The following is a 19,909-nucleotide window of genomic DNA, read 5'->3' on the forward strand; positions in this document are numbered from 1 at the left end:
GAGTTTAGACACTTAGTAAGCAAACACATAATTGAGATACACGCTATAGAGTCTTCTGTATTCTAGCTTAGCGCCTAGGAAAGAATAGTAATTCGTGTTGATGGTAGGGATCTTAATGCCCAATTCTATGCCATGTTGCGCGGAATGTTCGCTGTCTTCTTTCTTAGCTGTAGCGAGATTCGTCCTCAAGCCGAGATTGAACAAGAATTGGAAATTGGAAGTATTGACTTTCGCGCTGTAAGGATTATTGAACGCGGTTAAATTCACATATTGAGAATTAAGCCATGTAGTCCCTGCTAGTTGGATACCACCAAATAGACCCACAGAAAGCTTGTTGTTCTTTCTTGTGATGCTATCGTTGATGATATTCACTAACAAATCGCTCCCACCGCCATAAGTCCATATGTCAGAAGAAGAATTAAAAAAGCTGGATTTGATATAGCCGTGGTTGTAATCAAAGAAGCCATAATACCTTAACCCCCATCTTTTGCTTTCGCCAAAGAATTGTTTATAGCCCACTTGCACGCCAAGTCCATTCAATGCGCCGTTATTGTTTTGAGAGCTGATCATGCCCACTTTTTTAAAGGGGTTATTGCTCATCGCTGCTAAAGCTTGAGAAAGATTGGATGCTTGCTCTTGGTTGATTTGGTAATTGTATTGGCCCGCTGCTGGAGCGTTTTTATCATAGGGTAGTGTGACAATGTCTTTTGTATTGACTTGGTTATAGGGAAGTTTAGAAATCTCTTGGCTCAAACTACTAGCGTTGCTATAGGCTGCTACAATGCTTGCTTGATTGGATTTTAGGTTATAAACATCTTTAGCCACGCTTAAAGCCGAATCAATCCGATTGCCATAATAACTCACATTGCTTTGAATCGTCTGAATTTCTTTATTCAAATTCACCTCTTGTCTGTAAGGGTTAGTAGGAGTTTGACCCACATTGGGTATTTTCAAATAAGCTTTCTCTAGATATTTATACTGCTCTTTAGGGATGGAATTAAAGAGGTTGAAAATATCTTGTGCATAAGAGATGACTTGCTTTTGGTTTAAAGCGAGATTGTAGATGTCTTTAGCGAATTCAGGGTTTGTTTGAGATCCTGTAGCTTGAGCTTGCAAACTAGCAGATAGGGTGTGGTTACTTTGAGAAAGCGTAACCGCTTGTTGCAAGATAGGTATCATCGCCTTGATATTGTTAAACACCGCATATTGCGTTGGGTAACCAGTGGATTTGATAGCACCGGACGCGTTTGAAACGCCAGCGATGACGATATTGTTCCACATCATAGCCGTCTTAGTGTTTGCGATTAAATCCATAAGCTGTTGCGCCAAGTTAAGAGCGTTGCTTACGGTTGAGTTTGGGTTTTGGCCATTTGTTGCAGTGCATCCGGATAAAGCGCAAAGATTGTTCGCTTTAGTGGCAGAGTTTTGTTGAACTGCTTGGAGCTCTTCAGCAAATTTTTTCATCTTGTTGTAAGTGGTTTGTTCCATAGCGCAGTTTTCAATTCCTGAGCAGTTTTCGATAATTGTTTGAAAAGGAGGGTTACCATTGACATTAGCTGGTCGTCTAGAATCCTTATTACCCACAAAAAAAGTCAAGTAGTTCCCCGCATAAAGACTCCAAAAACCCAATACCGAAGTGATAACGGCTTGTACGGCGTTAAAGATGGGCGATTGGGTGGTGCTGTTATAGTTGTTTTCGGTAAAGCTTTTTAAATCGTTTAAAGAGCTATTGACCAAGCTAATGTTGTTGGCGTTTTGAATGCTTTGTCTCAACGAAGCCACTTGATTTAAATACTGGTTTAATTGCTCGTATTTGTCGTTCAAGTTTTTCAATTCACCGGTGTTTTTGACCGTTTGCACCGCTTCACCGATTTGATAGCCCGCGCTCACAAAAAAGCCGTTGTCTTCAGCACGCAAAAGCGATGAAGCGAGAGAGAGAGAGAGTAAAAATTGTTTTTTCATAAAAGTGTTCCTTGAAGTAAATTTTTATTGTAAAAATGAATAGAAATGAAAATTTATTTACAATATGTTTAACTTTATCATAAATTTATTGGATTTCAAAAAAAAAAAAAAGATTTTGGGGTATTTTAACTTATTTATCTTTAGAGTGTTGATTTTTGTAACGATAAAATTATCTTTTGAATTTTATCAGTATTTAATGGGAATAAAGCCAAACTAAAACAAGAATGCGTAGCTGACAAAAACTTCTTTACTCCTAAAAACGCTGAAGTTTTGTCGGATCGTTTGTTGCTGCCACACATTGCTAGAGCCAAAGTTTTTCCAACTTTGCACGCTCAAGCTATAATAAGGGATTTTTAACCCCACATTGAAGCGGTTGCGTTTGCCTATATACAAAGAACCCCCAAAATTCACAAAAAACCCCCCACCCGCTGCAAAAAATTTATCATCTTGATTGGTGTTTTGGTTTTTATATTGAGAACTCCATAATATTGCGTATTCCACCCCACCCCCACCAAACACGCCTATTTTAAAAAACAGCATTTTTTCTGTTTTTAAAGCGAGTTTTAAAAGGGTGTCTATAGGGAGATTAACAAACACATTCACATTCAAACCAAACGCCATGAAATGCCCGTTATTGAAAAGGAAGTTTTGGGGGTTTGGGGTTTTTTGCAAATTCAAAGAGCCTTGAGCGTTTGAAGCGCTATCGTAGGTTTTAATCGCGCTTGGGTCATAATTGGCTTGGGATAAAAGGGTATTACCCCCCACTTTTTGACCCAATTGCGCTTTAGCGTATTCTATATCCCCCCACACCCTTAATCCTAAAATATGGTATTTATCAATAGCTATTTCATCGCCTATTTGCCCGGCATAAGACAGGTTTTTACCCCCCTTATAATGGGCTTCTAATTTCTCGCCATAACACACGCTGCTAGGGCAAGTGGGGTTGTCTTTATAAGCTTGTTGCCACATGCTTGTGCTTACATTAGCCCCTGTGCCTAGCCTAAAACCCAAATAAATGTGGTTTTTTGTTTTGAAAAAAGGCGTTTTTTCAGCGGCATTGCCCCACAAAACCCCCAAACTGGCTAAAAAAACAAGCGCTTTCAAACGCTTTTTTGATTCAATTCTACCCATAATGGCACTTCACTTTGCAACATTTCTTGATTAAAAAATTCCTCTATACTCTCTCGCATGCTCTTTACCTCTGTAAGGGTATTGACGCAGTTGCGAAACGCGCTCGCTTGCATTTCGCCCTTAGCGTAAGCATGCAAATTTTTCCTAAACATGATCACCCCCCTATCCCCATAAAACTCCACCATTTTATCAAAATGTTCTAAAACCAGATCTTTTTTCACGACTGCGGGCAATTCGGTGGTGTTGTTTTTGATTTGCCAAAATATCCATGGGGCTCTTAAGGCTGCTCGCCCTATCATTAACCCATCAGCTTGCGTGATTTGCAAAACTTCAAAGGCTTTTTTCACGCTGTCAATTTCGCCATTGGCTACCACCGGCTTTTTTAAAATCCCTTTCATTAAAGCGATGCTTTCATAATCTATTTTGTCTTTTTGGTATTTGTCGCTTCGTGTCCTCCCATGCACCACTACATAATCCACCGGCGCGTCATTCAAGGCATGAGCGATTTCTTTAGGGATTTTTTGATCAAAGCCTAAACGCACTTTCACGCTTGTGATTTTTTTATTGGTGTTTTCTCTGATGGTTTTTAAAAGCTTCACCAAGTGGTTTAAATCCTTCAATAGCCCGCTACCATTACCATGGTTAGCCACTTTAGGAGCGGGGCAACCGCAATTAAAATCAATCCCGCTCACATGCTCTAAAGCGTTGATTTTTTCCACCGCTTCTTTGACTACGCCCTCTTTAGAGCCTGAAATTTGCGCCATGAAATGATCTTCTAAATGGGATTTTTCTAACATTTTAGAAGTCTTGTCAAACGCATATACCAACGAATGCGAGCTCACCATTTCGCTTGTGGTAACATCCACGCCAAATTTTTTCACCACGCTCCTAAAAGGCAAATCCGTATAGCCTGCCAAAGGGGCTAGAAAAAGCCATTTTTTATTCTTAAAGTCCATTCACTCTCATATCAAAGTTTTTTGCTGTATTTTGACACAATCAAGGTTAAAAAGCGCTTTAAAAACTTATCGCTGGATTGAAATGAAGCTCTTTTATAGATCCGTTAAACTCTGTTTAAAACGGGTTAAAAAATCATGCGTTGGTTGTTTTAAAAACTCTGCGTATAAAACAGGCCGTAAGCGTTTAGGGATATTCAATCTCCTGGCTTTGTCTTTAAAATCCTTTGGCATGCTTAAAGTTTTTTGAGGTTTAAGGGCGATAAACGCATGCTCTCTATCCTTTTCAATGATGAATTTTTGAGCGATTTCTAGGCTAAAAAAATGGCGTTTGATTTCTTCTTTTTGAGAAAAGCTCAACACATACCCCTTTTGCTTTAAGATTTTATCCACCATAAAAAGCGCATTTTGCGAATGCTTGAAAAAAGTGATCCCATGCATTTGTGAAACGGGCATTAAAGAATAAAGCCGCTCTTTTTCTTTATCTAAAAACTTAAAACTTTGGATAATGCCCTTAGAATAATGCTGCATCAAGGAGTTAGCGTAATTTTTCCTGAAAAAATTGCGTTTGAATTTTAAAGAAGAATTAGAATCATCTTCAAAAAATTCCCAATCTTTAGCGAGCGTTTTAAGGGTGTCTTTAGGGGTGTAGAGCAAGGGGCGAACGATCGCATAAAACCCTCTTTTTTCATAAGCTTGAAAGCTTAAAAGCGTGTTTAGCCCGGCCCCTTTGCTTAATTGCATCAAAAACCATTCCAGTCTGTCATTCAAGTGGTGCGCTAAAATCAAATGCTTGTAAGAATGCTCTTTGATTAAAGTTTCAAAAAAATCATAACGGATCTTTCTCGCTTGCATTTCAAAATTGCGCTCAATCTTTGGGGCGTAATGGATATAGCATTTTTTATGGTGCGCTTGGGCGAGTGTTTGAGCGTGCTGGATGATTTCAAGGCGTTGTTTTTGCGTGTTGTAATCCACTAAAGCGGTATCAAAAGCGATATTTTCTCCAACTAAAAGATGAAACAAGCAAATAGAATCCAACCCACCCGAAAAACCCAATAAATTTTTCCCCTCTCTTAAAGGCTCTAAATAGGTTTTAAAATCTCGCGCTATCAAATCGGCATTAAGCATAGATTTAATTTATCGCATTCTTTCATGAAACTTCCTTGTGGATTAAAATGCCTTTTAACAAGTTCGCGCCTTCTATGCCTAAAATTTCGTTCCTGAGCTTTTCCACTTCATTCAAACCTGGAGCTTTTTTATGGACGGCTTCATTGCGGATATCTTGAATGAGAGTGAGGCTTTTTGAAAAAGGATAATTGATGAATCGGTTTAAGCTCTCTTCTAAATGGTATTGGACTTTTTCGTGTCTGAGTAAAAATTTAACGCTCCCAAGATTAGGCTTTTGAGTGAAAAAATCTTCAAGTATCAAAGATTTTCCTTGGACTTTATAATTTAAATCATAAAGGTTGGGATCTTTTGCGCAAGCCTTTAAAAGAACTTTTTTAGCGAAAAGATAAATTTCGTATTCTAAGGTTTTGGAGTATTTGACGATGATGCTTGTAAAATCATTCAAAAGATCGTTTTCGCTTTGTAAAAGCTCTAATTCTGCATGAATGATGTTATTGATGCTATCATGGTGTAAGAGGTAAAAAAGCCTTTTGCCAAAAACAAAACGCATGAAATTTTCTTGCATGATTAAATATTCTTTGCTTTTATACACGCTCAGATAATGCTTTTCATCGCCTAAAAAATAAGAACGCTCTTCTTTCAATCTCACCGGCAAAGGATAAACATAATTATTCCCATAAATGGCGTAAGTGTGGTTGTTGGGTGCGATGAAATTGGCTAAAAATTGATCCCTTAAAAGGCTAAAGTCTTCCCTGACTAATTCCCTTAAATCGCTGATAATAAAAAAGTCTTCCACTTCCAAATTTTTTTCTTTATAATAGCTAGGGATCAAACTCTCATCAATATCCTTAGAAACCTTTATCACCTTAGCGACAAATAAATTAGCGTAATCGGTTAAAAAAAGCTGCAAAAAATTTTTTTCACTAGTGGCTTTGTAAATCTCTTCTAAAGAGTGGTGCTTTTCTTGATCGTTGAGCTTTGATCGGATTTTACCAAAGCCCACTTGGGATTTTTCCTGTAAAACGCTTAAATGTTGTTGGATAACATCCCGCTGGTAGTAAGGGTTATAAAGGATCAAGAGGTGGTTCATGCCTTGTCTTATTTTATAATCTCTGTGAGATTCTGCTTGACCTCTTCAGGATTTTTCTCGTATTCCTGGATAAGATCTTTTAAAATTTGAAACAATTCGTCAAAATCTTGCGGGTTCTCTTTCTTAAAACCCACGATCAAGTCTAAAGTCTTGCCTATCTTGTTTGATAGATCGTTTTCTTTCTTAAAAACATTTTTTATATCCAAAACCAAACTGATTATGCAAGCGCTTTGCACAGGGCTTGCGATGCGTTTGCACAAAAAACCCTTGAACAAATTGGCGAGCTTAATAGATGAGCAGATTTTAGAAAACATTGCCTTTCCTTATTGTTAGAGTTTTCAAAACACCGCTTACTAGCTAGCAAGCACTTTGGCGTTGGCGCGTTGGGTATTTTAACACAGATTGGATCATGATTCATTCCTCTTCAGGCTCAACTTCTATAAAATCTTCGCCCTTGATCAAATCTTCGCCGGCTTTAATCCATTTTTCAAATTCTTGATCATACGCTTGCGTTTTTTCAATCGCTTCTTTGATCTCTTGGAGCGATTTTTCCAGTTCCAACGCGCTTAAGAAACATGTTTGTTTGAATCTGGTTCCATCGTTGATGAGATCTAAAATTTCTTTTTTTTGATTGTCAAAATGGGATACTATTTTTTCTTTAGCTTCTTCAAGCTTTTGCTCTTTTTGATATTTGTTCCAAGAATCCCATGCTTCAAAAGCAATACCGATAAACGGCAAAGCTTTATTCAGGTTTCCTGCCAATTTTACAGCGCCCCATGGTTTGAATTTGAAAGCCAGATCTATGCCCACAAATTTTCCCCCAGCCGCTATTGTGTCTCTAGCCAGTTTGATGTTAGTTGCATTGATAAATCCGCTTTTTGTTAAAAATTCATTCCCAATTTTCCCCAATGTTCCGGCATGTTTTTCAAAAAAACTCCTATCGGCATTAAAACTCATTTTAATTTTAGCGATTTCATCTAAAATCCCTTGCGTTTTTCTTTCAAATGCATTTTGGACTCTTGTTTTTATATTGATACCTTCATCGCCTATTTCTCTGATAACAAAATCATTAAAGGTTTCTAGGCTGGTGCCAGCAACTTGACGGCTGAGATCGCTAAAATATCTCGTTATAAATTCTTTTAAATTAATGCGGGCTTGAGAAATTTCGCCATTTAAATTTTGAATCTCCTTTCGCCTTTTCTCCATCGCTTTATTCAAATATTCCAATTCTCTCTTAAGATTTTGTTGCGTTTTTTTTTGCCAAGGGCATTTGCTTATAAATAACATCTTGAATGACGCTTTTTTTGGTCTCTTCTATAATGGTTAATTTCCCGCCATTTTCTTTAATCTTTTTTTGCGTCGCATCTTGTAAAGTTTTGATATGCGAAAGCTTTTGGAATTCTTCTTTATATTCTAGCCAGTATTCAAGCCTCTCATTAAAAGGGTTAGCAGCCACAGCGACAATGCTCAGACTCTCTTTTTCTTTTTCACTCAAAGAAATGAGATCATTCAGTCGGTTTTGAATGTTTTCTTTTTTGGTTTTAAACCTTTTGTTGTAATCATCTTCATCTTCAATATCCGCTTCTTCATCAAAACGGCTGATGACAAAGATCGTCCTGGATAAAAGATTGAGCGTCCTAAACAACCAATTCAAATCGTCCTTATGGCTTTCTTTGATGGGGTTTGACGGGTTGAGCGCATACAAAATAAGATGGGCTTCGCTGACATATTTTTTGGTAATATCTTTATAGCGTTCTATTTTGCCGCTATCGGCTATTTTTTCTTTGAAACCAAACAACCCCGGGGTATCAACCAGCTCCATTTCATTATCTATATCATAGATTTTAACTGCATCGCTTGATTCTTGATGGTCTATCTTCATGCTCTTATCCAAGCGTTCGATCCAAGCTGCCGCTATGGATGTCTTCCCTTCAGAAAAGCCTCCCACCAACGCCACCCTGAGTTTCTGATCATTAGCGCTTTGGATCGCGCTGTTGATCTTTGCCTTGAAGGACTCTTCAACCTTAATGCCGTATTTTTCACCGGCCTTGACAAAATCAAGCAATTTTTTAAGATTTTCTTAATTCCTCTTTTGATTTCTTTTAAATTGTTCTAGCGTTTCATTCATTGCGCGATCCTTGTTTTGATGTTATTAGATATTTGCCATAAGCCCTCACCAGCTTTTATCAGTCCTTCCCTCATGCGCTCATAACAAACAACGGGATCGTTAAGCCCAGCTTTTAGGCTTTCAACCTTTTCACATATGCCTTTTTTGGCATCTTCAATCTGGTTTCTCATTTTCTCTTCAATTATTCCACAAACTTTATCTAAATTCTTATCCACTTCTTTTCTTTGTTGGGATTTTTTATAGTCTGAACTAAACCAACTCCACACTGATCTAACTATCCCAATTGCTCCTAAAACTATTCCTGCAGCTAGTGCAAACTCACCTTAATACAGGCACCGCTAAAAGCAGAGCCAAACTTGCTATTGAAGACAATAAGCCTAGTGTATTTAGCATATTATTACCTCTATGAATATTGAAATTGGGATCAAAACCACTATCAATGTTGATGTGGTTTAACATTACTAGAGAATTTTTAATCCTCTCTTCAAATTGTTCAATATCTTTTTTTATATCTTTACTAAATTGTTTCTCACACTTTTTAATTCACCCTTCTATGGTTCTATCCAATTCTTTCATGCCTTGTTCGCGCTCATTTTTAAAGATTTCTTTACATTCCTTATTTTTAATGTCTTTTTCAATGCGCTCATACATTTCTATTCTAAAGTCAGTTTTGAATCGCTGTTTCTTTGGATACTGAATTGTTCAAATTAGATACGAATTTATCTCTAGAACGATCCAGGTTGGAGTAAGTCTCTGGTAGCTTATCCCTTATTTCTTTGATAGTTGGGTCTATCTCTCTGTCAATCGTGGTTACGATCGCTTTTTGCAATTTTTCTATCACTCTTAAGGCTTTATTGCAGTTGGATTCTATGATTTTTTTGCGTGAGTTTTCAAGAAGCGTTCCGGCTATAAATTTTCCTAATTGTTTAAATTGGGATTTCAATAACAATTCTTCTACTTTAAAAATTTCTAAAAATTTTTGTTTGTTTTTATAAAAATCAGTCTCTGGCAGTAGTGCCGATGAAAGGCCATAAAAAGCCGCTTGGGCGCTGACTATTTGGTGTCCCTCGTAGTGTTTGCCTAAAATGGCTTTCATTTTTTCATTTAAATCTCTTAAGCTCTTTTTTTCGTTCTCATCAATAAGCCCATCTTTTAAGGCTCTTGGATTGTTAATTGGCTTATTGAATAGGGTATATACCTCTGTTTGCGAATCGAGTTGCTTTTGGATCTTTTCAATCGTTCCCTCTTTTCCCTCTTCTCCTTTTTGCGGAGGAGCGGGTGTTTTTGTAACATAAAAAATAGCATGGGCTTTTCTTGTAGCGTTAGAAATTTGCTGTTTAACTTTCTTTTCATCGCTCTCTATCCCTGGAACATCAAGCAAGACAAAGTTTTGATTGTTGTGCTTGAGAGTGTAAGATTTTGTTTCTAAAGTGGAATCACTCCTCCCATCGCCTATGATCGCTCCATCTTGGAGTTTTTCTAGCTCAGCACGCTCGCTGCCTCTATAATTTTTCATATTTGCATAGAACCGCTTGAAGCGCTCTTGTTGATCCATTTTGCCTGGTTCTTTAAAAAACAGCCTCAAACATTTAATGAAGGTTGATTTCCCTGCGCCGGTTTCCCCATAAAAAGTAATGGTAAATTTTTCCCACTCTTCTTATTTTTTAAACTTTCAAGCTCTTTTAAGCTCTCAGACTCTAGTTTTTGAACAACTCTATGGCTTTTTGGTTGAACTTTCTTAATCTCTCATCAGCGCCATCGGTATTTTCAAAAATCTTTTGGAGATCTTTGATACTTTTCTCTACATTAAAATAAATGTTTTTCATTTTTGCCTCATGCCGGATTTTTCTGACGCATTTTAACAAAAAAAAACGCAAACCCCTGCTCTAGCCACGCTACAGCCACGCTTTTAGCCCTATAGCTAGCTTTTAAAAAGCCCTTAAAACCTTAGCGAGTAAGATATTGTCTTTAAATTCGCTAGGCATAATCGTATAATGCCCGGGTTTTAAGGGGGTGGTTAGTTCGCTGTCATTGATTAAGATTTCCCCATCCACTTCAGGCGCCCACCTGAGATCCCTTGCTTTGTAAAAATACTCGCCCTCTTTATTTTCCACTAACGCTTTAATGGGCTTATTCAACAAAGCCTTAAAGGAATTGTTCTGGTGTTTTAGAGCGATTTTATTTAAGGCTTTAATGCGAGCGTTGATGATTTTTTTAGGCACTTTCTCTAAAGAATAGGCATGCGTGTTTTCTTCAGCACTGAAAGCAAAAATATTCAACCGGTCAAACCGGAACTCGTCCAAAAACGCTCTCAATTCCTCAAATTCGCCCTCATTTTCTTCCGGATGCCCTACAATGATCGTGCTTCTTATAAAGCTTTCTTTAACCTGCTTCATAGCGTTTAAAAGCTTTAAATGGTGCGCTTGGCTGGAGTTGCGCCGCATTTTTTTAAGCATGGAGTCGCTGATATGCTGGATGGGCATGTCAAAATAATTTTGAAAAATGGGCGAACTTTCAATCGCGCCAATAAGCTCTAGCGTGGTGCTAGAAGGGTAGAGGTATAGAATGCGACCACTCTTTAAGGCTTGTTGTTTGTCAATCGCGCTAATGAGCTGGATCAAGCCGTCTTTTTGCCCTTTATCGTATAAAAAGGAGCTAGAATCTTGTGCGATAAAAGTCATATCCGTATAGCCTTTAAGCGCGAGATCTTGCACTTCTTTTAAAATGGAGTCTAATTCCCTGCTTTGTAATTTCCCCTTAAAGCTAGGGATAGCGCAAAAAGAGCATTTTTGATTGCAACCCTCAGAAATTTTAACATACGCATGCACGCTCGATCCCGTGATGATGCGCGCGTTATAATGCTCGCTTAAAAACACTTGCTCGCTGAACTGGTTTTGTTTTTTAGCGATCATTATGTCAATCTTGTCATAATCCCCCACGCCGGTAAAAATATCCACTTCAGGGATCAACTCTTTGATCTCATCTTTATAGCGCTCGCTCAAGCACCCGCTCGCAATCAAAATCGCCCCCCTTTTTTTATCTTTAGCGGCGTTTAGAATGGTTTGGATGCTCTCTTGTTTGGCACTTTCAATAAAACCGCAAGTGTTGATCAAAATCACATCAGCGCTCTTAGCGTCATTAGTGAGCGTGTAGTTATAAAGCTTGCCTAACATCACCTCTGAATCCACCAAATTTTTAGAACAACCTAATGAAATTAAGCAGAGTTGTTTGTTTTCTTTAATTTGCATGTTAATGGCTTTTTAAGTTTTTCAAATCCACTTCCCAAAAGAAATCAATCCATTCAGGAGCGTCTTTTAAAAACGCATCGGCTTTGTATTTCGCGCTTGTTTTTTGGAACAAACTCGCGCTATAAAACTTTTTATCAGGGTGTTTGTCTTCTAACACTTTAAGCACCGCTTCTAAAGAATTACCGCTATCTACGATCTCATCTACCACAAGAATGGTTTTTAAACGCTCTTTGATCGTGGGGATATTTTCAATTTTTAGGGCGTTTTGTCGGTTGGTGGTGTCATAAGAAATCGCATTGATGCCATAAACTTCCCTTAAATTCCAGTGCAAACTCAAAAAATGCGCTAAAGTCATGCCCCCTCGCATCACGCACACAAGGGCTTCTGGGACACCACAAATTTGCTCTACTTGTTTGACTAATTTTAGGCTGTCTTTCAAAAAGGTTTCATAAGAATAATGCATTATAGTCCTTAAATTTCATAATATTGCTTCAAAAAGGTTGTATTCGCCACGCCATCAAACTCCCTTAAATTCAAATCGTTTAGGGCTAATTCTAGGGCACTTAAAGCGTAAGTGCTTTTATAAACAGGAATGATCCCCATGTGGTTGATACGAATGAGCGCGTCTTTATAAGGCTCTTGACCGCCCGCAAATTGCACCTGGTATTTTTCTTTTAAAAGGTTTCTCAATTCTTTAGCATGCTCGCTAACAATCGTTGTCATGCTCAAGCTCGGGCTTTTAGGGAAAATCTTTAAACCCAAAGCTAAAACGGCTTTTTGAGTGGCTAAAACGACTCGTTTAGTTTCTTTATAGAGCGCTTCAAAGCCCCCTAAATTTTGCACCAATTCAAAATAGCGTTGCAACCCTAAAGTGTGTAAAATAGGAGCGGTGTAGCTTGTGGTGTTATTCCTTTGGTTTTTCAATTCGCTCTTTAAATTGAAATAAAACCCCACATTGCGTTCTTCTATGCGTTCAATCGCTTTCTGGCTCAATGCGATTAAACTCATCGCAGGAGGCAGCATGAACGCTTTTTGACTCCCTCCAATGAGCGCATCAACATGCGTTATTTCTAAAGGCTCAACCCCTAAAGCGGTGATAGCATCCACTATCACAAAAACATTCGGGTTAGTTTCTTTGATCGCTTGAGCGATTTTTTCTACAGGGTGTCGTAACCCCCCACTAGACTCGCATGCTTGAATGCAAAACGCATCAATGTTAGGGTTGGCTTTAAGCGCGTTTAAAATCCCATCCACTTGAGCCGGCGTGTCCCATTCATAGACTAATTCATGGGCTTTGATAGAATGGGCTTTAGCGATCTTGCCAAACCTTTCGCCAAACTTGCCCGCATTAACAAAAAGCAACTCTTTTTGACATAAAGCAACCACGCTCGCTTCCATAGCCCCCGTCCCGCTGCTACTTAAAAGCAAAACTTCTTCTAAACCGGTCATTTTTTTCAAATTTTCTCGCACGCTTTGGAAAATCTTTTCAAAATCTTTAGTGCGGTGGTGGGGCATTGGCTGAGAAAAGCTTGAGCGCATCTCTTCATTAATGGCTACAGGGCCTGGAGTGAAAAGCAACATGTTAAAATTAACCTTTAATTTTTGAGAGAATTTAAAAGCTATCATACTAAAACGCGCTTAAAATTAAGCCTTATTGTTTAAGAAAATCGCTTTTTAATGCAAATAAAATGCTAAAATGCCATGATTTAAAAAGAATTTAAGGCAATGATTGAATAAATTTAGTCTTCGCGCGTGTTTTCTGACCCTTTTTTTTAGCGGGTATTCTAAAAAAGCTCCTGGAACGATAGGGAGTTTAGTAGCGTTGTTACTAGGCTTACCTATTCTAATTTTTTCGGCTAACACTTTGTTTTTAGCGGCAATTTTGATTGGGCTTATCGCTATCGCTCAAATAGATAAAGAAGAAGAAGAGAGTAAGATCCATGACAGCTCTTATATTGTGATAGACGAATTAGTGGGCATGTGGCTAGCGATGGCGATTAGCGGGTTATCGTTAGCGGGCGTAATTTTGAGCTTTATCTTTTTTAGGATCTATGATATTACTAAACCCTCACTCATTGGCAAGATAGACAAAGAAGTTAAAGGGGGCTTAGGGGTTGTGGCTGATGACGCTTTAGCGGGTGTTTTAGCCGGATTGAGCGTGTTATTAGTCATCAATATTTTAGGATTTTTTAACATTAAACTTTGATTTTAAGAAAATTCAAAAGCCTTTTTTTAGGTAAATATAGATAGACTTTATTGCAATCGTTTTTAGGGAGTTTGATCGTGGAATTTTGCGTTTTATTTGGTGGGGCGAGTTTTGAGCATGAAATCAGTATTGTGAGCGCGATCGCGCTTAAAGAAACGCTAAAGGATAGGATTAAATATTTTATTTTTTTAGATGAAAACCATCATTTTTACTTGATTGAAGAATCTAACATGCATTCAAAATACTTCGCTCAAATCAAAGAAAAAAAATTACCCCCCCTAATCCTTACGCATAATGGCTTGCTTAAAAACTCGTTTTTAGGCACTAAAATAATAGAATTGCCTTTAGTGATCAATCTTGTGCATGGGGGCGATGGCGAAGACGGGAAATTAGCGAGCTTGTTAGAATTTTATCGTATCGCTTTTATAGGCCCTAGGATTGAAGCGAGCGTGTTGAGTTATAACAAATATTTAACCAAGCTTTACGCCAAAGACTTAGGGGTAAAGACTTTAGATCATGTTCTTTTGAATGAAAAAAACCGCGCTAACGCTCTGAATTTGATTGGCTTTAATTTTCCTTTCATAATCAAGCCCAGTAACGCCGGGAGCTCTTTAGGGGTGAGCGTTGTGAAAGAAGAAAAAGAATTGATTTACGCTTTAGACGGTGCGTTTGAATATTCTAAAGAGGTCTTAATAGAGCCTTTCATTCAGGGAGTGAAAGAATACAATTTAGCCGGCTGTAAGATCAAAAAGGATTTTTGTTTTTCCTATATTGAAGAGCCTAACAAACAGGAATTTTTAGATTTCAAACAAAAATATTTGGATTTTTCACGCAATAAAGCCCCTAAAGCGAATCTTTCTAACGCCCTAGAAGAACAATTGAAAGAAAATTTTAAAAAACTCTATAACGATTTGTTTGATGGCGCGCTCATCCGTTGCGATTTTTTTGTCATAGAAAATGAAGTGTATCTTAATGAGATCAACCCCATTCCTGGCAGTTTGGCCAATTATTTGTTTGATGATTTTAAAACAACGCTAGAAAATTTAGCGCAATCATTACCCAAAACCCCTAAAATCCCAATCAAAAACTCTTATTTGTTGCAAATCCAAAAGAATAAGTAATGGCCAAACGCAGTATCGCTTATTTGGATAGCGTTTTTGACATTTCCTACACTTTTATAGACCACCATAGCCCTTTAAACGCCTTGTTTTTGCATGGCTGGGGGAGCTCTAAAGAAATCATGCAGCAAGCGTTTCAAGGCTGTTTTTTAAATTACAACCATTTGTATGTGGATTTGCCCGGCTTCAATCAAAGCCCTAACGATGAAAAAGTCTTAGAAACTAAAGATTATGCTAATATCATCAATCTGTTCTTAAAAAGCGTGGATAAAAAAGCGCATGTCGTTTTTGGGCATAGCTTTGGAGGGAAAGTAGCGATCTTGTGTGAAAACGAACGCATTGTTTTATTGAGCAGTGCAGGGATATTAGAGTCAAAACCCTTAAAAGTGCGTTGTAAAATCCTTTTAGCTAAAATCTTTAAAAAATTAGGCTTGAATTTAGGGTTTTTGAGGAGTAAGGACGCTATGGGGCTTAATCAAGCGATGTATGAAACCTTTAAAAAAGTAGTTAGCGAAGACTTTAACGATCATTTCAAACGATGCGAGAAAGAAGTCTTATTATTTTGGGGTAAAGATGATAAAGCAACCCCCTTAAGCTCCGCTCAAAAAATGCAAACCTTATTGAAAAGAAGCTCGTTATTTGTTTTAGAAGGGGATCATTTCTTTTTTTTAAACCAGGCAAAAGAGATTGAAAAACTAGTGGAGAATTATCATCATGCAAAGTCTTAGTTGGCTGAATTTAGCGTTTCGTTGGCTCTTTATAACAGGGCTTGGCTATTATATAATGACTTTATTGCAGTGGTATCATTACAGCGTGTTTAGGATCTTAACCAAGCACCACAAAATGCGTTGGCATGGGATTTATTTTTTATTGCCTTTGGGGGTGTTTATCCTATCGTATGCTTTCACAATGCCGTTTGTTTTTGATTTCTTTTGCGGTGTTATTCAAATGCCCATGCTCATTGTTTGGGCCAAACGCAACGACAAACCTCTAGTTTTCACGCCAAGGGTGAAGCGCTTTTTTATCTTCTTATTATTATTTTTAATCTTGCATGAAATCTTAAATACAGAATTAGTCCCTTTGAATGGGATTTCGCTCGTGCTAGGCTATTTGTGTTTATTCATATTTGTTTTAAGCGCTTCTTTAATCTTTGAAAAAGTCTTATCCAAGCAGTATTTGCAAACCGCTAAAGATAAAATCGCCTCTTTAAAAAATTTAAAAGTCATCGCCATTACCGGAAGCTTTGGGAAAACCAGCACCAAAAATTTCTTGCTTCAAATCTTACAAACCACATTCAATGTGCATGCAAGCCCCAAAAGCGTCAATACCCTTTTAGGGCTTGCGAATGATATTAACCAGAATTTAGACGATAGGAGTGAAATTTATATCGCTGAAGCCGGGGCAAGGAATAAGGGCGATATTAAAGAAATCACCCGCCTTATTGAACCGCACCTTGCCGTGGTCGCAGAAGTGGGCGAACAGCATTTAGAATATTTTAAAACTTTAGAAAATATTTGCGAGACAAAAGCGGAATTATTGGATTCCAAACGCTTAGAAAAAGCCTTTTGTTACTCTGTAGAAAAAATCAAGCCCTATGCCCCTAAAGACAGCCCTTTAATAGACTATTCTAGCCTGGTTAAAAACATCCAATCCACTTTAAAAGGCACTTCTTTTGAAATGCTGATAGGTAGCGTTTGGGAAAGCTTTGAAACAAAGGTTTTAGGTAAGTTCAACGCTTATAATATCGCTTCAGCCATTTTAATCGCTAAGCATTTAGGCTTAGAGACAGAAAGGATCAAACGGCTTGTTTGGGAATTCAACCCTATTGCCCATCGTTTGCAACTTTTGGAAGTGAATCAAAAAATCATTATAGACGATAGCTTTAACGGGAATTTAAAGGGCATGTTAGAGGGCATTCGTTTAGCGAGTTTGTATGAAGGGCGTAAAGTCATTGTAACACCGGGATTAGTGGAAAGCAATACAGAAAGTAATGAAACTTTAGCGCAAAAAATAGACGAGGTTTTTGATGTCGCTATCATCACAGGGGAGTTGAATTCCAAAACGATTGCTTCACAATTGAAAAACCCCCAAAAAATCTTACTCAAGGATAAGGCGCAATTGGAAAATATCTTACAAGCCACCACGATTCAAGGCGATTTGATTTTATTCGCTAATGACGCCCCTAATTACATTTAGGAAATGAACATGCAACATTTATACGCTCCTTGGCGCGAAAGTTATTTGAAAGAGAAAGATAAGAGTTGTGTCTTTTGTGAAATTTCTCAAAACCCTACAAAAGATTCAGAAAACAGAGTGCTTTATAGAAATAGCGATCTCTTTGTTGTGATGAACGCCTACCCTTATAACCCAGGGCATTTGTTGATCATTCCCCATGCGCACAAGGCGAGCGTTGAACTTTTAGAGCTGAACACTTGGCTCAATATGAATGCATTAGCGCCTAAAGCGTTAAAAGCGTTGTATGCTTATGGCGCTCAAGGGATTAATTTAGGTTTGAATTTGCACAGAAGTGCCGGAGCAGGAATCCCTGAGCATTTGCACATGCATTTAGTGCCTAGGTTTTTAGGCGATAGCAATTTTATAAGCGTTATCGCTCAAACCAGGGTGTGCGGGATTGATTTAAATGAAACCTATCTTACCCTAAAAAACTTATTAGAAAAGGAGCTTGGTTGAAAACAAACGCTTTTAGTTTGGGTGCGCTACAATTGATTTTAATTCATTTTAGGGAGTGTAAGCGATGAAGGCGCGTGGGTTTAAGACAAAGATGCGTGGGTTTAAGATTTTTTCAGGGAGCGCTCACCCTGCATTTGGCAAAGAAGTGTCAAAGCATTTAGGCATTCCCTTATCCAAAGCGGTGATAGGCAAATTCAGCGATGGCGAAATCAATATCCAAATCAGCGAATCGGTGCGCGGTAAGGATATTTTTATTGTCCAGCCCACTTGCGTGCCGGTCAATGACAATTTAATGGAATTGTTAGTCATGGTAGATGCTTTAAGGCGCAGTTCGGCCAATTCTATCACAGCGGTGTTGCCGTATTTTGGCTATGCCAGACAGGACAGAAAAGCGGCTCCAAGAGTGCCTATCACGGCTAAAATGGTCGCTAATTTGATGCAAGAAGTGGGGATTGAAAGGATCATTACAATGGATTTGCATGCCGGGCAAATCCAAGGCTTTTTTGATGTGCCGGTAGATAATTTATACGGATCTATCGTCTTTAGAGACTATATCCGTTCTAAAGCGTTAAAAAACCCTGTGATCGCTAGCCCTGATGTGGGTGGGGTTACAAGAGCTAGGTATTTTGCCAATCAAATGGGTTTAGATTTAATCATCGTGGATAAGCGCCGTGAAAAAGCTAATGAAAGCGAAGTGATGAATATTATCGGCTCAGCAAAGGAGCGCGATGTGATCTTAGTGGATGACATGATTGATACCGCAGGCACGATCTGTAAAGCCGCTTTGGCTTTAAAAGAACAGGGGGCAACTTCTGTCATGGCGTTAGGCACGCATGCGGTTTTGAGCGGAAATGCGATCAAGCGCATTAAAGAAAGCGCGTTAGATGAAGTGGTGGTAACCAACTCTATCCCTTTAGTTCAAAAATGCGATAAAATCACCACCTTAAGCGTAGCGTCCTTATTTGCGGAAGTGATCAGAAGGATTTATCATAACGAAAGCGTCCAATCGCTTTTCACTTAAAAGGGGGAGTTAAAAAGATGATAAAAAAGGGGGAGTGGTGGATTCTGTAGGACTTGAACCTACGACCAATCGGTTATGAGCCGAGCGCTCTGACCAGCTGAGCTAAGAATCCAAAATTCCCAAAGGATGGTTTGCTATTGTATCCAAAAATATAGCGAAAAGCAAGCAGGTTTTCTAAGATCCCAAATAGGATCATAAAAGTGATAAAACTGCTCCCCCCATAGCTAAATAACGGCAAAGGAATCCCCACCACAGGGGCTAACCCTAAAGTCATGGCGATATTCACGCTGGAATAAACAAAGATTAAAATAGAAATCCCAAGGGCTACAATCTTTAAAAACCAATCGCTGTTGCTCTCAAACATGTAAAAAAATAAATGCAAACTCAAGCCTATATAAATCGCAAAAAGCAACATAGCCCCCAAAAACCCAAAACGCTCCACGAAATAAGCGAAGATAAAATCGCTCGTTGCGATGGGCAAGAATTTGAATTTGGTTTGCGTGCAGGCTTCTTTAGATTTGCCTAAAAACCCGCCCGATCCTATAGCGATAATGGATTGCATGACATGGTAATTAGGTTTTTCAGAAAGAAAATCTGCGATACGCTTTTTTTGGTAATCGTGCAAAAAGTGATAAGCGATAGGCGAAGCCACTAAGAGAGCGATAAAAAGAGGGAGCCACACCCTAGTCCTTAAACCCACGATCAATAAAATCCCAAAGCCCATGATTAACACAATAAGAGCCGTGCCTAAATCAGGCTGTTTTAAAATCAAAGCCGCCGGTAAGCAAATGTAAAAACTAAGCTTTAAAAACATGCCCCAATCATAGCCCTTAAAAGGGGGTGGGTTTATTTTAATCAAATGCGCCAATAATAAAAGGATAGCGATTTTCACAGGTTCGCTAGGCTGTAAAGAAATAGAGGTAAAGGGAATGACTAGCCATCGCTGCGCCCCAAGCTTGCTTGATCCCATAAAATCCACTAACGCTAATAAAATAACGCACGCCCAATAAAACACAAACAACCACCGATCAAGCTTCCTAAAAGGGATAAAAAACACGATCCAAAAGAGAATAAACCCTATCGCATAATAAACCCCTTGCTTTAAGCTCAAAGCCGCACTGCTCTCAAAAATCAATAAAAAAGAAACCACAAGCAAGGGGATGATAAACACAAAAGGCAAAAAATCAAAATGCATCCAGATTCTTTTGTCTAATGCCATGCGTTTTTCATAAC

16 protein-coding genes, 1 tRNA gene and 2 pseudogenes are annotated in these 19,909 nt (G+C 38.4%); 6 read left to right on the forward strand and 13 right to left on the reverse strand.

Translation table 11 applies throughout. From position 1 onward, the window contains the following. Positions 1 to 12: 12 nt before the first annotated feature. From sabA to P6280_RS05285, 11 genes and pseudogenes are all read right to left on the reverse strand, one after another. Positions 13 to 1,962 (reverse strand): Hop family adhesin SabA/HopD, encoded by a 1,950-nt coding sequence (gene sabA / locus P6280_RS05235; protein ID WP_283237184.1) that lies wholly within the window; start codon positions 1,960 to 1,962, stop codon positions 13 to 15. A gap of 213 nt (positions 1,963 to 2,175) precedes the next feature. Continuing rightward, the gene (locus P6280_RS05240) at positions 2,176 to 3,093 is read right to left on the reverse strand and encodes an outer membrane beta-barrel protein (protein WP_283237185.1); all 918 of its coding nucleotides are present in this window, start codon (positions 3,091 to 3,093) and stop codon (positions 2,176 to 2,178) included. Further along, positions 3,063 to 4,049, reverse strand: a complete 987-nt coding sequence (locus P6280_RS05245; RefSeq protein ID WP_283237186.1) for a tRNA dihydrouridine synthase — start codon at positions 4,047 to 4,049, stop codon at positions 3,063 to 3,065. The genes P6280_RS05240 and P6280_RS05245 overlap by 31 nt, the downstream gene beginning before the upstream one ends. Before the next feature lie 93 nt (positions 4,050 to 4,142). Beyond that, on the reverse strand, positions 4,143 to 5,174 hold the full coding sequence (tilS, locus tag P6280_RS05250; RefSeq protein WP_283237187.1) for a tRNA lysidine(34) synthetase TilS: 1,032 nt from the start codon (positions 5,172 to 5,174) through the stop codon (positions 4,143 to 4,145). Positions 5,175 to 5,196: 22 nt separating this feature from the next. Further along, positions 5,197 to 6,264 carry an HP0729 family protein gene (locus tag P6280_RS05255; RefSeq protein WP_283237188.1) on the reverse strand — a complete coding sequence of 356 codons (1,068 nt, stop codon included), beginning with the start codon at positions 6,262 to 6,264 and terminating at the stop codon, positions 5,197 to 5,199. An 8-nt stretch (positions 6,265 to 6,272) separates the two neighbouring features. Then, positions 6,273 to 6,524 (reverse strand): hypothetical protein, encoded by a 252-nt coding sequence (locus tag P6280_RS05260; protein ID WP_283237189.1) that lies wholly within the window; start codon positions 6,522 to 6,524, stop codon positions 6,273 to 6,275. Between the two features lie 154 nt (positions 6,525 to 6,678). Then, a pseudogene (locus P6280_RS05265) lies at positions 6,679 to 8,392 on the reverse strand (LeoA/HP0731 family dynamin-like GTPase). Then, a pseudogene (locus P6280_RS05270) lies at positions 8,389 to 10,218 on the reverse strand (GTPase). The pseudogenes P6280_RS05265 and P6280_RS05270 overlap by 4 nt, the downstream one beginning before the upstream one ends. Positions 10,219 to 10,320: 102 nt before the next feature. Next, positions 10,321 to 11,640 (reverse strand): 30S ribosomal protein S12 methylthiotransferase RimO, encoded by a 1,320-nt coding sequence (rimO, locus tag P6280_RS05275; protein ID WP_283237190.1) that lies wholly within the window; start codon positions 11,638 to 11,640, stop codon positions 10,321 to 10,323. A gap of 1 nt (position 11,641) precedes the next feature. Then, positions 11,642 to 12,103 carry a phosphoribosyltransferase gene (locus P6280_RS05280; protein ID WP_000559486.1) on the reverse strand — a complete coding sequence of 154 codons (462 nt, stop codon included), beginning with the start codon at positions 12,101 to 12,103 and terminating at the stop codon, positions 11,642 to 11,644. Positions 12,104 to 12,111: 8 nt separating this feature from the next. Continuing rightward, a complete protein-coding gene (locus P6280_RS05285) occupies positions 12,112 to 13,221 on the reverse strand; it encodes a pyridoxal-phosphate-dependent aminotransferase family protein (RefSeq protein WP_283237191.1) in 1,110 nt (369 codons plus the stop codon). Between the two features lie 148 nt (positions 13,222 to 13,369). On the opposite strand from P6280_RS05285, the gene P6280_RS05290 reads away from it, so the two are divergent. The 6 genes from P6280_RS05290 to P6280_RS05315 all read left to right on the forward strand — a co-directional run bounded on the left by P6280_RS05290 (position 13,370) and on the right by P6280_RS05315 (position 18,676). Further along, positions 13,370 to 13,846 (forward strand): phosphatidylglycerophosphatase A family protein, encoded by a 477-nt coding sequence (locus P6280_RS05290; RefSeq protein ID WP_120941300.1) that lies wholly within the window; start codon positions 13,370 to 13,372, stop codon positions 13,844 to 13,846. A 77-nt stretch (positions 13,847 to 13,923) separates the two neighbouring features. Further along, on the forward strand, positions 13,924 to 14,967 hold the full coding sequence (locus P6280_RS05295; protein ID WP_283237464.1) for a D-alanine--D-alanine ligase: 1,044 nt from the start codon (positions 13,924 to 13,926) through the stop codon (positions 14,965 to 14,967). Further along, positions 14,967 to 15,692, forward strand: a complete 726-nt coding sequence (gene estV / locus P6280_RS05300) for a lipase EstV (protein ID WP_283237192.1) — start codon at positions 14,967 to 14,969, stop codon at positions 15,690 to 15,692. Before P6280_RS05295 ends, estV begins: the two co-directional genes overlap by 1 nt. Continuing rightward, positions 15,679 to 17,160 carry a Mur ligase family protein gene (locus tag P6280_RS05305; protein ID WP_283237193.1) on the forward strand — a complete coding sequence of 494 codons (1,482 nt, stop codon included), beginning with the start codon at positions 15,679 to 15,681 and terminating at the stop codon, positions 17,158 to 17,160. The genes estV and P6280_RS05305 overlap by 14 nt, the downstream gene beginning before the upstream one ends. Positions 17,161 to 17,169: 9 nt before the next feature. Continuing rightward, positions 17,170 to 17,655: an HIT family protein gene (locus tag P6280_RS05310; protein WP_187832954.1), complete on the forward strand. Its 486-nt coding sequence runs from the start codon at positions 17,170 to 17,172 to the stop codon at positions 17,653 to 17,655. A 64-nt stretch (positions 17,656 to 17,719) separates the two neighbouring features. Then, a complete protein-coding gene (locus P6280_RS05315) occupies positions 17,720 to 18,676 on the forward strand; it encodes a ribose-phosphate pyrophosphokinase (protein ID WP_000647457.1) in 957 nt (318 codons plus the stop codon). Positions 18,677 to 18,711: 35 nt separating this feature from the next. Here P6280_RS05315 and P6280_RS05320 read toward each other — a convergent pair. Both P6280_RS05320 and P6280_RS05325 read right to left on the reverse strand, forming a co-directional pair. Further along, positions 18,712 to 18,788: transfer RNA gene (locus P6280_RS05320), tRNA-Ile, on the reverse strand. Further along, the gene (locus P6280_RS05325; protein ID WP_014537342.1) at positions 18,750 to 19,895 is read right to left on the reverse strand and encodes an FtsW/RodA/SpoVE family cell cycle protein; all 1,146 of its coding nucleotides are present in this window, start codon (positions 19,893 to 19,895) and stop codon (positions 18,750 to 18,752) included. Before P6280_RS05325 ends, P6280_RS05320 begins: the two co-directional genes overlap by 39 nt. Positions 19,896 to 19,909: the final 14 nt, after the last annotated feature.

This window comes from Helicobacter sp. 219-2, assembly GCF_030053225.1.
GTDB classification, from domain to species: Bacteria; Campylobacterota; Campylobacteria; order Campylobacterales; family Helicobacteraceae; genus Helicobacter; species Helicobacter pylori_C.